Origin of the sequence: Nocardia fusca NBRC 14340, assembly GCF_001618425.1 — a bacterium.
GTDB classification, from domain to species: Bacteria; Actinomycetota; Actinomycetes; order Mycobacteriales; family Mycobacteriaceae; genus Nocardia; species Nocardia fusca.
Genome location: NZ_BDCU01000049.1, coordinates 13,236 through 25,960 on the forward strand (window position 1 = coordinate 13,236; position 12,725 = coordinate 25,960).

The 12,725-nt window shown below is 67.2% G+C and carries 17 protein-coding genes; 11 read left to right on the top strand and 6 right to left on the bottom strand.

Annotation, left to right across the window (positions count from 1 at the left end; genetic code table 11):
* Nucleotides 1-86: 86 nt before the first annotated feature.
* Nucleotides 87-659: a hypothetical protein gene (locus NF4_RS28855; protein ID WP_063130538.1), complete on the bottom strand. Its 573-nt coding sequence runs from the start codon at nt 657-659 to the stop codon at nt 87-89.
* Complete coding sequence (locus tag NF4_RS28860) at nt 656-1,015, bottom strand: hypothetical protein (protein ID WP_063130539.1); 360 nt, start codon at nt 1,013-1,015, stop codon at nt 656-658. The genes NF4_RS28855 and NF4_RS28860 overlap by 4 nt, the downstream gene beginning before the upstream one ends.
* 160 nt (nt 1,016-1,175) lie before the next feature.
* Between NF4_RS28860 and NF4_RS28865 the strand changes: the two genes are divergently transcribed.
* From NF4_RS28865 to NF4_RS28890, 7 genes are all read left to right on the top strand, one after another.
* A complete protein-coding gene (locus NF4_RS28865) occupies nt 1,176-2,075 on the top strand; it encodes a helix-turn-helix domain-containing protein (RefSeq protein WP_063814743.1) in 900 nt (299 codons plus the stop codon).
* On the top strand, nt 2,072-2,263 hold the full coding sequence (locus NF4_RS37030; RefSeq protein WP_084533576.1) for a DUF397 domain-containing protein: 192 nt from the start codon (nt 2,072-2,074) through the stop codon (nt 2,261-2,263). The genes NF4_RS28865 and NF4_RS37030 overlap by 4 nt, the downstream gene beginning before the upstream one ends.
* Before the next feature lie 264 nt (nt 2,264-2,527).
* Complete coding sequence (locus NF4_RS37035) at nt 2,528-3,106, top strand: DUF3558 domain-containing protein (RefSeq protein WP_198165513.1); 579 nt, start codon at nt 2,528-2,530, stop codon at nt 3,104-3,106.
* A 60-nt stretch (nt 3,107-3,166) separates the two neighbouring features.
* On the top strand, nt 3,167-3,568 hold the full coding sequence (locus tag NF4_RS28875) for a hypothetical protein (RefSeq protein ID WP_063130542.1): 402 nt from the start codon (nt 3,167-3,169) through the stop codon (nt 3,566-3,568).
* Nucleotides 3,569-3,570: 2 nt separating this feature from the next.
* Nucleotides 3,571-4,839 carry a hypothetical protein gene (locus NF4_RS28880; protein ID WP_063130543.1) on the top strand — a complete coding sequence of 423 codons (1,269 nt, stop codon included), beginning with the start codon at nt 3,571-3,573 and terminating at the stop codon, nt 4,837-4,839.
* Entirely contained in the window at nt 4,836-5,690 is an 855-nt protein-coding gene (locus NF4_RS28885; protein WP_063814744.1) for an ESX secretion-associated protein EspG, read from the top strand. The genes NF4_RS28880 and NF4_RS28885 overlap by 4 nt, the downstream gene beginning before the upstream one ends.
* Nucleotides 5,691-5,793: 103 nt before the next feature.
* The gene (locus tag NF4_RS28890) at nt 5,794-6,213 is read left to right on the top strand and encodes a hypothetical protein (protein WP_063130544.1); all 420 of its coding nucleotides are present in this window, start codon (nt 5,794-5,796) and stop codon (nt 6,211-6,213) included.
* Nucleotides 6,214-6,220: 7 nt separating this feature from the next.
* On the opposite strand, the gene NF4_RS28895 is transcribed toward NF4_RS28890, so the two are convergent.
* Nucleotides 6,221-7,423 (bottom strand): cytochrome P450, encoded by a 1,203-nt coding sequence (locus tag NF4_RS28895; protein ID WP_063130545.1) that lies wholly within the window; start codon nt 7,421-7,423, stop codon nt 6,221-6,223.
* 100 nt (nt 7,424-7,523) lie between these two features.
* Entirely contained in the window at nt 7,524-8,120 is a 597-nt protein-coding gene (locus tag NF4_RS28900) for a TetR/AcrR family transcriptional regulator (protein ID WP_063130546.1), read from the bottom strand.
* A 141-nt stretch (nt 8,121-8,261) separates the two neighbouring features.
* Between NF4_RS28900 and NF4_RS28905 the strand changes: the two genes are divergently transcribed.
* The gene (locus tag NF4_RS28905) at nt 8,262-8,660 is read left to right on the top strand and encodes a VOC family protein (protein WP_232330697.1); all 399 of its coding nucleotides are present in this window, start codon (nt 8,262-8,264) and stop codon (nt 8,658-8,660) included.
* 46 nt (nt 8,661-8,706) lie between these two features.
* On the opposite strand, the gene ybiA is transcribed toward NF4_RS28905, so the two are convergent.
* Nucleotides 8,707-9,258, bottom strand: a complete 552-nt coding sequence (ybiA, locus tag NF4_RS28910; RefSeq protein WP_084533579.1) for a riboflavin biosynthesis intermediates N-glycosidase — start codon at nt 9,256-9,258, stop codon at nt 8,707-8,709.
* A gap of 91 nt (nt 9,259-9,349) precedes the next feature.
* The gene (locus NF4_RS28915) at nt 9,350-9,775 is read right to left on the bottom strand and encodes an Rv3235 family protein (RefSeq protein WP_157120662.1); all 426 of its coding nucleotides are present in this window, start codon (nt 9,773-9,775) and stop codon (nt 9,350-9,352) included.
* A 566-nt stretch (nt 9,776-10,341) separates the two neighbouring features.
* Between NF4_RS28915 and NF4_RS28920 the strand changes: the two genes are divergently transcribed.
* The 3 genes from NF4_RS28920 to NF4_RS28930 all read left to right on the top strand — a co-directional run bounded on the left by NF4_RS28920 (nt 10,342) and on the right by NF4_RS28930 (nt 12,716).
* A complete protein-coding gene (locus tag NF4_RS28920; RefSeq protein ID WP_063130549.1) occupies nt 10,342-11,046 on the top strand; it encodes a metal-dependent hydrolase in 705 nt (234 codons plus the stop codon).
* A 68-nt stretch (nt 11,047-11,114) separates the two neighbouring features.
* Nucleotides 11,115-11,828 (top strand): VIT1/CCC1 transporter family protein, encoded by a 714-nt coding sequence (locus NF4_RS28925; protein WP_063130550.1) that lies wholly within the window; start codon nt 11,115-11,117, stop codon nt 11,826-11,828.
* 81 nt (nt 11,829-11,909) lie between these two features.
* A complete protein-coding gene (locus tag NF4_RS28930; protein WP_063130551.1) occupies nt 11,910-12,716 on the top strand; it encodes a hypothetical protein in 807 nt (268 codons plus the stop codon).
* Nucleotides 12,717-12,725 lie beyond the last annotated feature (9 nt).

Below are 12,725 nucleotides of genomic sequence, written 5' to 3' on the forward strand. Positions count from 1 at the left end.
GGGTGAACCGTCGCGCGGGCACGTAATGAGTGCTGTGGTCGGACACGAGCAGCGAAGCCTGACCGATCCGCGGCCGCGATCCATGCTCACGGCTCCGACGCGGCCCCCAGTCGTAACAGGTGCGGGTGGTTGGCCTCGTCCAGCGCCAACGCCGCAGTCCACAGCGAGACATCCAGACCCGCGGTGATGCGCCAACGATCCGGCGAGATCGCGGGCAGGTGGATACGCACCGGCTCCAGTTCCAACAGGTGCCGCCCGACCACCGCCCACCACTGCCGGCCCCGCGCGTCCGCGATCGCGGCCACGATGAGGTCGTCGGCGCCGGGTAGTTGTTCGGCCGCCGCACGGACCTGCTCGGGAATGTGCCGGTTCTCCGGCCGATCGGTGAGTTGATCGGCGAACACGACGAATACCAGACCGAATCCGAACATGCCCGGTCCGAGCAGCCGGCGCAGATCCGCCGCGCGCAGATGGATCGGATTGGCCTCCCCCTCGCCCCGCTCACCGGCGAGTTCCACGGCGGCGCATTCCGCGTCGATGGCGTGGCCGTCGAACCGGAACCCGTACAGCATCGGCATCAACGCGGCGGGCAGCGACAGCAGGTAGCGGGCGGTGATTTCGTCGACCGACTCCGGGTCGGGATAGTGGATCAGTGTCATCCGTGGACCGCCGCGGCGAGCCGGGACCACAGATCGTGCCGGACGGCGTCCCACAGCGACGCGAGCTCGGGGCAACGCTCCCGCATATCCGCCAGATCCGGCGCCCCCGAGACCGGCAACCGGCCACCCGAAGCGTCCCGCAACTCGACGATCCGGACACAATCCCGGTCGAGCCACCACACCACCCGCCGGCCGTCGCACTCGGTACAGCGCACACCCCGCGGCACACCGATCAGCGCCGGGCGCCCCTCGGAACCCCCCTCGGAGAGCGCCCGCGCTCGTCGCGCGCGGTGCGCGGACTCGTCGTGATCCTGTCGTCCTGCCCTGGTCAGCGGGCTTCCGTGTTGCTCGGCCATATGGTTATGTTGCTGCCCGCACGCCGCGTCCGTACGGCTCAGCGACACAGCAGAATTCAGCTCATCCGTACATCCAGACAACAGTCCGGTCGACCGAGCGGCGTCGTCCGGAACGGACCGCCACCTGGGCCGTTCCGGACCGATCTGGGGAAGGGGAACAATGCCGACACACGATCAACCGGGTTCGACGCTGCCGCGCCGGCAACTGGGTCGCGCCCTGCGGGAAGCACGCGAGGGGGTGGGGTTCACCCTCGAACAAGCGGCCCGCGAAATGGAGATGAGCAAAACGGCGCTCATACGACTGGAGAAGGGGCACAACGAGAAGGTCCGAGTCCGGGATGTGGAGGGGTTCGGGAGACTGTACGAACTCGACGAAAATCGGATCGACGCGCTGAAGGCACTTGCCGAACAGACGTCGACCAGATCCTGGTGGCAACACGCACGGCTTCTGGTCAGGCCAGGGTTCGACACGTACCTCGGACTGGAGGCGGGAGCCGATCAGCTGCGCATCTATCAGCCGCTGATGGTACCCGGTCTTCTACAGACCGCCGGATACGCCAGAGCTGTTGAGCGAACGCATTCGAACGCACCCGTCGATATGCTCGAGGACCCCGAGCGACGTGTGGAGCTGCGATTGCGGCGGACTGCAATCCTGACGAGACAGCGCAACCCGATTACAGCCGAATTCATCGTCCATGAGGGGGCGCTCCACACAGCGGTGGGCTCACCTTCGGTGATGGCCGCGCAATGCCGTCACATGGCCGATATGAGCACCCGCGCAAACATCACGGTACGGATCCTCCCGTTCATCGCCGGGTTCCCCGGCGACTGGAACCCTGTGCTCCCCTATATCATCCTCGACTTCCCGGCGAGCAGCCGGGAATTCGGCGCTGAGCCACCGGTCGTTCATACCAAAACTACGATAGGGACAATGTTTTTCGAGGACGCTGCGGATGTGAAACTCTTCCGCGACATCCACCAGTCCCTCCAGAGCGCTGCACTACCTGCACAGGCGTCCAGAGACCTGCTTCGGCGGGTGGCAAGGAGATACGAACGGTGAGTGGCGACGACTTGTCCGGCACTGAATGGTTCAAGTCGTCCCACAGCGGTACGCATGGAGAATGTGTAGAGGTGGCTTGGCTCGATACCGGGCGCGTCGGGGTCCGGGACTCCAAAAGCGCCAACGGACCGACGCTGACCTTTGCGCCGCGCGCATGGGCAGCATTCTTGTCCGGGCTGCGGGGATGAGCGCTCACAGGCGCGCATGGTCAGCATCGTCACCAGCGTGTGAAACGGTGTGCCCGGCCGCTCACACCATCGCGACGGGGTACCGTCCGTGACCACACCGGCTACCGAATAGTGGCGCGATACCGAGCCACTCGGCCAAGGACGCACCGGGAGGGCGTCATCGCAGGCCATCACCCACCATGTATGCGGTGTTGGGCGAGAAGGCGACCCGGTATGGTGAATTCGGGTCCGTGTGGAAGGTACACACGTTGTTGCAGGAGGGGCATGCACACCGCCGATAAGCGCCGGGCAGGGATTGCGGGTCACGCAACACTTACGGTGGCGCTCATTTGCTTGACAGCCGGATGCGGCGTCCCCGTCGAGGGCGAGTCTGCACAGGGGCAGCCCACCAGCAGCGGGCAGGCTTCTGTCGAATGGAATCCGTGCTCGCAACTGTCAGAAGAGGCATTGCGGGCCGCCGGAGCCGATCCTTCGGAGAAGACCACGGCCTACGACGCGCCGGGCGATCAGGCGCTGTTCAGGGTCTGCGCCTGGGATTCACTCGACGGCCCCTATCACCTGGGTGTCGGTTCGACCACCCTCGCACAGGACGAGTGGTACGACAATACCGAAGTGAGCGGCGTCAGCCCACGACAGGTCAACAGTAGATCTGGGTTGACCTTCTATCCCGACAACGGCGACCAGCCTATCCGCCAGTGCTACGTCAGCTTGCCGACGACGGGCGGTTCGCTTTTCATCAACGTCGACTGGCAGTACAGCCAGCGCAGTTCGCTGCCGGAGTCTCCGCCATGCGAGTTGGCAGTTGAAGCTGCGCAAAAGCTCGAGCCCTATCTCCCGAAGTAGCAGCACCACGAGGGAGAGATCCGGTCATGTCGGCATCCAGCGAACGGGGGAGAGAACGCCGTGGCAGAGCCAGAACAAGACACCACACAGGTTGCGATGCTGCAGCAGTGGCAAAACTTGAAAAGCCAGGCCGAAAACGGTCAACTGCACATGGATGCGGCGATCGTGGACAAGCTGAAAGTGCGTTGCGACACCTTCATCGGCGACCTTGAAGACATGCTGAGTCAGGCCGGCTTCCTTGCCACGCTTTCTGGCTTTGGAACGTTGAGGTCCGCGGAGGCACTGCATAAGAAGTTCGTGGCCAAGGCTGTCCAAGACGCCGATTCCGCTTCCAACCGGCTGAAGACCGCAATAGACATAGTGACGCTTATGAAGGAGACCTTCGAGCTGTCCGCGGGTCGAGTCCTGGAAACCGACACTTCCACATCCACCGCGCTGGGTGATACAGGAGCCGGAGCCTAGCCATGTCCAGTCTGTCGCAATGGCTCGGTTCGATTTTCGACGGGCCGAACCAAGCATCGAAGAACAAGTCCGATGACACGAGCCGGGCCGAAGCCCAGGACAGTACGTGGAGTCAAGACCGCGCAGCCTTCGGCGGAGAATGGTCCGGCCTGGTCAGTGAGTTCGGTGGTCAGTTCGCACCGCCCGCCATCCTGGAGAAGGACGGGTTCGCGGCCATGACCCATCAGCAGATCTGGGATGCGCTGGAATCCGTCAGCTCTACTACCATCAACGACTTCGCCACCGCCTGGCGCAACCTGACCGACAAGGCCCGGGCGGCGAACAAAGAATTCCTCGACGGTGTCAACGCCGACCTGGAAGCCGGCTGGAACGGCCAGTCCGGCACGGCCGCTGTGAACGGCGTACGTGAGTTCAGCACCTCGTTCAATTCCTTGGCCGCGAGCTTCCAGATGGTGGCCCATGGTCTCGACCTGATGGAAGGCCATCTCGCCCAGGCCAAAGCATCTGTCGGGAAACCCGACAATGTGTCCCTCGGCGACAAGGTCATCAATTCCCTGCCCCTCGGCGACACCTTCAAGAGTCCGCAGTACCGCGCCGACGAAGCCCAGGAAACCGCCCGCTGGGTAATGACCACCTATTACGAGCCCGGCGCGACCGATGTGGACAGCAAGACTCCTGTGCTGCCCGAGCCGAAGAAGACCGTCGACGACGGCAGCAACCCGCCCCAGCAGCCGGTGCAGCCGACCGGCGGGCCGGCGCAGCCGGCGGGGCCGACCACGCAGCCGCAGGACACCACCACCGACGATGGGACGCAGACCGAGGACGGCACCCAGGATCCGTCGGCCGAGGCGGAGGATCCGCAGGCCACCGAGCCGCAGAGCACGACCCCGCAGTCGACCGCTCCGGAGACGCCGACCTCTCCCGCGCTCACCACCGGCACCCCCGCCACCACCACACCGGGCAGCCCGTCGGGTACGCCGTCCGGAAGTCCCTCCGGCACACCGCAGACCACCACTCCGTTCGTACCGGGGCAGACCGTGCAGGGCGCGCCGAAGACCACGACCGGGAGTCCGGCCGCGGCCTCGACCGCGGCGTCCACTCGTGCCGGGCGCAGCGGTATGCCGGGCATGATGGCTCCGGGGGCGCGCGGTAACAAGGGTGATGAGGACGATGAGCACAAGACTCCGGACTATCTGGTGTACGACCGGGGCAGTGAACTGCTCGGCACCCAGCCGCCGGCTCTGCCGCCGGGCGGAGTGATCGGCGGGTGAACGACACACAGTGGCGGCTGGACGGGGAGATGTTCGCGCAGGCCGTCCGGGCGTTCGGCCGGGACCGCTTGCCCTACCCGATCCGTGTACTGCCGCTCGGCCCCACCGAGACACCGCCGACATCGGAGGAGTACGAGCAGGTCCGGCTGGCGGCGGCCCGGCGGCTGGCGGACCTGGCGGACGAACGGTTGTTCCGCGCCCTGGAAACTCTGCTGGAACCACAGGTTCGCCTCGAGGTCCACGGCATCTACGACCGCGGATTCGAACGGGTGGTGCGCATGCACGCGGGGGTGCGCGGGCAGTCCGCCACGCTCGCTGTCCAGGCGCCCGGCCCGACAAAGGAATACGGCGGCGATGTCCTGCTGCACACCGTGCCCGACCGGCAGCTGGCGGCCCGGATCGTCGCGTACCTGCCGCGCTGTGCCGCCGGGATATATCCCACGGTCCACGGTGTGCGCGCCGATATCGGGAAGGTCGAGTACTCCCGCCACCCCACCCGGATGTCGCGGACCGAGGAGATCAACCGGATCATCCGGCGCCCGCGGTCCGGTATCGGCGAGATCGGGGTGTTCGCGGGCCCGGCGATCGACTCCCGGCCCACCGGCAACCCGCACGGTTTCCACTGGATGGACTATCTGCCGCAGGACGGCCGCTATCTGCTGATCAACCACACGAAAGAGGAATTCACTCTTACACCGGGCCCGCCCGCGGAGATCACGCGACGTCTCCAGCAGGCCGTCGCGACCGTCCGGCCGGCCGCGGCGTCGTCGCCCGGCGTGCGCCGGGACCCGGCCTGGGACGCGGACGACGACTACTACCGGCAACGTAACGAACGCGGCTGGACGACCTGACCCGGTCCCGTCGCGAAACATCGGGACTTCACATCGGTCGCGCGTGGCGGCCGGTGGGGACATACTTCCCTGGTCACGACATGATCATGGAAGGTGTCACGACATGGGTACTCCCACCGCGCTGGTGTTGTTCGCCGCGGGCCTGCTGTTCTTGACCGCGCTCGGTCTCGGAGTCTGGAAATGGCAGGCCATGGTCGGTTCGTCCGACGGGGTGGCGCACCCGTACGTGGACATCGCCCACCGGTCGGCCCTGCTGTACTCGTTCGCGACCGCCATGATCGCGCTCTTCGTCGAGTTCTCGGCGTGGCCGGCGGCGGTCGACGCGACCGCCGCCGGGCTCCTGGTGCTGATGTTCGTGATCACCATCGCGAACTATGTCAGGCACGGCATCCTGCGCGACACCACGAACCAGATGCACAATCCACCGCCGTCGTTCCGATTCGTGCTGGTGGCGCTGATCGTCGGTGAGATCGGTGGCTTCGCCGTGCTGCTCGCCGGATTCGCCGCCGGTCAGCTCTTCTGAGCGGGCTTCACCACTCGACGAGAAGCTGTTTCGGGCCGCGGACCAGCAGACCCGATTTCCACGGGATCTCGTCCAGCGGCAGCGAGAGCCGCAAGGACGGGAAACGTTCCAGCAGCGCCTCCAGCGCGACCTGGAGTTCGACGCGCGCCAGTTGCGCCCCCAGGCAGTGGTGGGCGCCGTAGCCGAACGCCACGTGCGGATTGCGCTGCCGGGTGAGATCCAGGGATTCGGGATCGTCGAAGACGTTCTCGTCGCGGTTGGCGGCCTGGGTGTTCACGAAAACCGAATCCCCGGCCCGCACGGTCACGCCGCTGAGCACCACGTCCTCGGTGGCCACCCGGGGCTGTCCGGCACCGGCGCCGAGCTGCACGTAGCGCAGCAGTTCCTCCACCGCGCCCGGGATCAGCTCGGGCTCCGCGCGCAGCAGCTCCCAGTACTCGCGCTGGGTGAGCAGCACATAGGTGAAGTTGGCGATCTGGTTGGCGGTGGTCTCGTGGCCCGCGATGAGCAACCCGACACCGAGGTTCACCAATTCCCGTTCGCTGAGGCGGTCCTCTTCGTCGCGGGCGGCGACCAGCGCGCCGAGCAGATCGTCGGTGGGTCGCTGCCGACGCTCGGCGACCACCTCGGCGAGATAGGTCTCCAGCGAATCCCGGGCACTCTCGATCTGTTCCCGGGTGTAGGCCGTGGTGGACAGGATCGCGTCGGAGAAATCGCGGAACCGGTGCTGGTCACGTGGCGGCACCCCGAGCATTTCGCAGATCACGGTGACCGGTAGTGGCAGCGCGAAACCTTCCACCAGATCGGCGGGCGCACCGGCATGTTCGAGTGCGGTGAGTTTCTCGTCGACTATCTCGCGGGTGCGCGGGCGCAGTTCGGCGACCCGGCGGCCGGTGAACGCCTTCGCCACCAGTTTCCGCAACCGGCTGTGCTCGGGCGGGTCCATGCTCAGCAGCGAATCGGCGCGGACCGGCGCGGGAGTGGCCCGCGGCAGATCCTCCCGGCCGACGGTCGCCGCCCGGCTGAACCGGGGGTCGGCGAGGACCAGTTTGACGTCCTCGTATCGGGTGACCAGCCAGCCTTCGCCGCCGTAGGGCAGTTCGACCCAGCAGACCGGCTCTTCACGGCGCAGTTGTGTGAACAGCGGGTCCATCTCGAGGCGAACCGGTTCGCCGAAGGGGTATCGACGTACCTCGGTGTTCACGGTCATAGGGTCTCCCTTTCCCGACGCCCGGCGGCTCCCTTGTAAGCGGTTGCTTACTTAGGCAGGGTAAGGGTTTTCCCGAGGTGGCGTCAACGACGTAACAGCGTTACGCCGGAGGGAATCTCGTATCGTTGCGCTCCAGCAGCACTTCCGCCGCCCGCAGCACATGACCGGCGACCTGCGCCGGGTCCGCGCTGTGCAGCGGCTCCCGGTGCAGCACCGACCGAACCAGCCCGATCCCCAGCAGCCAGGCCAGCAGCAGATCCGCACGCAACTCCCCGTCGCCACCGTCGGTGAGGGTCGACAGGGCCCGGATGTACTCCTCCCCCAACTCCCGGCGGATCACCGACGCGCCTTCTTCGTGTCCGCTGGAACGCAACGCCGCCTGTAACCAATTACCCGGCGAGACAGTCTCGCCCGGCTCCAGCGCGCGCTCCAGCAACCGCGACAGCAACGCGTCCACCGGCCCGGCGTCGAGCACCGACCGCCCGCGATCGGTCATCGTCGCCCGGAAGAGTTCGTCCTTGTTCCCGAAATAGCGGAAGAGCAGAGCCTGGTTCACCCCGGCACGGGTGGCGATATCGCGTACGGTGGCGCGCTCGTACCCCCGTTCGGCGAACAATTCCTGCGCCGCCGCCAGAATCGCGGCCCGCGTGGCCGAGGAATCCCGTCGACGACCGACCAACTCGTTTCCGCTGACCATGCACCCTCCGCTCCGCGTGCCATTTGGAAGAGCAGCGTAAGGCACACCGGATCGGACAAAGCGGGCGCCCAGCAACGCCCCCGCACACCGCCTCGTCGCAATCCACCCTGGACGTCGGCCGGGCTGGGGCTTTACGCTCGAATGACCATGCCGGAACTCCTCGGGATCAACCATCTGACCCTGTCCACGACGGATCTGGACCAGGTCGTGGCGTACTACACCGGAGTGCTCGGGGCACGGCTGGCCTTCGAGCGGCCCGCCTCGGGCACCGACCCTCGTATCGCGGTCCTCGACGTCGGGGGCGCCGACCACCTGGCGATCGTCGAGACCACGACCGGACCGCCCACCGACCTCGACCCGCTCGGGCGGGCCGGATGGGGTCTACGCCTGGCGACCTACGCCCAGCTGTGCGAGGTTCGCGAACGGATCATGGGCGCCGGGCTCCCGGCCGGGCCGATCGAGACACTCCCCACCCAGTGGACGATGACAGCCCAGGACCCGGACGGCCGCCCGGTCGATATCCGGGCCCACCGCCCCTGAGCCGGCTTACGCGCCCACCCGCATCACTCGTGCAGCTGCCGAGCGGCTATCCACGCAACGCCGATCGGGCCTCCATGAGGGCGAAACCGAGCAGGTTCAACCCCTTCCACCGCATAGGGTCCGCCGCACCCGGGTCGTCCGCCGCGAGCCCGATACCCCAGACCCGGTCCACCGGGCTGGCCTCGACCAGCACCCGATCCCCGGTATCCAGCAGGAAACGCCGCAACTCCTCGTGCTGACCGAACTTCGCGATATTGCCCGCGACGACGATACCGAATCGATGCACGCCCCACAGCTCCTCGTCGAAACCGCCGATCCGCCGCCCCCACGCCTTCGCCGCTCCGGGGCTACCCGCCTCCAGCACCTCCGCGGCGATCGCCCCGTCGTCGAACAGCATCGCCTTCCGCCACATCATGTAATGCTCGGCCGTCGGAAAGACCTTTCCGTCGACCGTGAATTCCGCCGGCCACCACTGGCTGAGGCAACCGGCACCGACCGATCCGTCGCTCCGGGGGTGATGGCCCCAGAACGGCAGGTACTTCACCCGGCCGCTCTCGGCCACGATATGGATCAACTCACTGACACTCCGTGCCATCATCCGGTCAACCCTGCCCGAAACGCGTGGACAGCGCATCCGGCTTTCGATCGGCCGGAGCTGCCCGTACTCCCGGCGCAGGCCACGGGCGGTTTCACAGGACGCGCAGCGCGGTCACCTTCCAGGGGGTGGTGCTGCCGCGCTCGATACGCCCGGCGAGGACCAGGCGGCGCGGACCGCGCTGGTAGGTGGCGACCATCTCCGCCGCCCGCTCCTCCACCTGGAACAACCGCACAGTGCCGGGCACGGCCGACCCGAGGGTCCGGCCGGGAGCGTGATCGCCTGCCACCAGGGCGCCGATGGCGCCGACCAGCCCGGGCGTGCACAGGGCGGTGAGCTGCGCGACCGGGCGCCGGCGGTCGAGTACCTCGAGCAGGATCCGGACCGAGGTCGTGGCGAAGGCCCGGGCACCGGCGGGTTCCGGGTTCCGGGCCGTATCGTGGCCGGCACGCTGGGCTCGCCGGATGCCCGCGGGGGCACTGTGGTTGCGCCGGAGCGTCTTCCGCTCCGGGCGGGTCACGCAGTCTCGGACGGATGATTCCCGGTGCGTAGCGAGATCATCGGCCCTCGTCTCCACCTGGCCACACGGTTTCGAGGCCGGACCGGAATCGAGCGCTGTCGCGAGCCGGCTCCGGGCGGACTCGGCGACCACTTCTCCGGGAGACTCCGGTGACGGGACCGCGGCCCCGGAAGCGGCCGCCCGCTGGGGAGGCCCGGCGGCCGGACCTTCGGCACACGCCCGATCAACCCCCGGAGGGGCGCCGGCTCGCGCACACGACCGGCGCACCGACGGTTCGTATCCCGGCACCCGATGGAGAACCGGCTGGAAATCACACATTTTCTACGCCCCCTTTGCGAAACGGATCGCCCCCACGACGTTTCCTTCCGCGACAGCATCGCACCTCCGGGCGCGGCAGTACAGACGATCATCGGATCGTTCACCGGAAACCCGGTCGCGGCGGCGTGTTCGGCGGACCCGCCGACGATTCGGCGAGTCGTGCGCACTACGCGCGGGTCCGGGGTGTCGGAATCGATTGCTAACTTGAACGCTACCGTTCGTTCGCTTTTCACATATCGGGAGAGTTAGTGCTCGGCCATTCCCATGCCACCAGCGGCGCGCTCGCGTTCGTCACCGCCGCCACCCTCGTCCCGACTCCGGTGATGGAGGTGGTGCAGGGGCCGGTGGAGATCAGCGCGCTCGAACTCGTGCTGGGAGCGTTGATCACGGCGGGCGCGGCATTGCTCCCCGATATCGATCACCCGAACGGCACCATCGCGCAATCGCTCGGACCGGTGAGCAACGTACTCGCGAAGGGGGTCTCGGTGGTGTCCGGCGGACATCGCAAGGGAACGCACGGCTTGCTGTTCATCCTGCTCGCCGGGTGGGCGACCTGGGCCGGAGTGCACCATCTCGGCCGGTATTTCACCCTGAGCATGATCTTCGTGATGCTCGCCTTCGGGGTGCGGGCGCTGCACCTGACGCCGAAGGGCGATTCGCTGCGCGCCTACGGCATGTGTGTGCTGCTGGCCGGCGGCGGCACCGTACTGATGGATCGCTGGCTACCGGACGCGCCCTACTGGCTACCGTTCGCGATCGGGCTGGGGACGCTCATCCATATCGTCGGCGACTGCCTCACCGACCGGGGGTGTCCGCTGCTGTGGCCGCTGAAGCCCCGGCTGGCGTTGCCGATCATCTCCCGGACCGGGAACAAGGTGGAGACCTGGGTACTGACCCCGCTGATGGGCCTGGTCACGGTCGGGTTGCTGTACGTGTACGCAGTGCCCGACTAGTCCGTGCGCGATCGACACACAGGCACCGAGCCTGTCCTCACCTGCGCGTATTCGCATAGTGTTCGGCTATGACCGAGGCAGCGGAAGACCAGTACCTCCCGCAGACCGGACTGGCGGCGAAACTCAATTGGCTGCGGGCCGGGGTGCTGGGCGCCAACGACGGGATCGTCTCGACCGCTGGTCTCGTGGTGGGGGTCGCGGCCGCGTCGTCGAATACCGACGCGATTCTCACCGCGGGTATCGCGGGTATCAGCGCGGGCGCTATTTCCATGGCGGTCGGTGAGTACGTCTCGGTGAGCACCCAGCGCGATACGGAGAAGGCACTGCTGGAGCAAGAGAGCCGGGAGCTGGAACAGGATCCGGCCGATGAACTCAACGAACTCACCGCCATCTACCACGCCAAGGGGTTGTCCGCGGAAACCGCGCGGAAGGTGGCCGAGGAGCTCACCGCCTACGATGTGTTCGCCGCGCACGCCGAGGCCGAGCTGGGACTGAACCCCGACGAGCTGACCAATCCGTGGCACGCCGCAGTGTCCTCGGCGGTCTCGTTCACCGTCGGCGCGCTGCTGCCGCTGCTGGCGATCTTGCTCCCGCCGGAGTCGGCGCGGATACCGGTCACCATGGTCGCGGTCCTGCTGGCCCTGGCGCTCACCGGTTCGATCAGTGCCGGGCTCGGTGGCAGCAGCCGGCCACGAGCGATGGCCCGGGTGGTGATCGGTGGTGCGCTGGCGATGGCGGTCACCTACGGGATCGGCCAGCTCGCGGATGTCACCGGTATCTGATCTGCCACGAATCCTGTTGCCGGAGCGAGTCTTCCGGTAAGTGAACCAGCGCCGAGTCGGATATTTTGCTGTACTTGGCGGGTGAGTTCTCTTTTCGCCGTATTGCCCGCGGCCGGTATCGAGTCGGCCGCACAGGCTTACGAGCGTTATCGGTCCCTGGCCGGCGCACCCGAGCCGACCCCGCCACTGCCACCGGTGGGGGTCGTGTGCACGCTGATCCACCGCTCCGGAACCGGCTTGCGGGTGTACCGGCGGCCCGAAGCCCGCGGGGCACTGCTGGAGGCCACCGTCGATGATCGTTTCGACTGCCTGCGCGCACTGCTGGCCCTCACCGCCGATCGCGACCTGGCCGTGCTCGATGTCGCCACCCGCCGCTTCTACAATCCGCGGGGCGCCGCCCGGGTCCCGGTGACGGCGGGCGATTTCCGGCTGCCCTATCTCACCGAGAGCATTCTCGACGAGATCCTGGAGACTCCGCCGGATCCGCGCGACCCGGCCCTGAAGGTGATCCGCGCCCCCATGTGCCATATCCGGGCGCGCCGATTACCGGAGGAGATATTCGAGCTCGAGCATCGCGACCTCGACGCCTTCTTCCAGCTCTACACCGACGACGCCATCCTGGTGCGCAAGACGATCTGGGCCTGGGCGACCGGTGATCCGTGGTGGCAGCAGGCCATCGCCTGGCAGCCGATCGAAGCCCCGGATCCGAGACGCCGCCGCCCGCCCGAGGACGATATCGATTCCGTCCTGGCCGAACTACGGCAGATGGCCGAGGAGACGCCGTTCGAACTCGGCGCGCTGGACCTGATCTCGGCCCTGGGCGATGTCGACAACCAGGCCCAGGCCATTCTGGACCGCGCGAATATCGACGGCCCGGATCAGCCCTGAACCCACCGG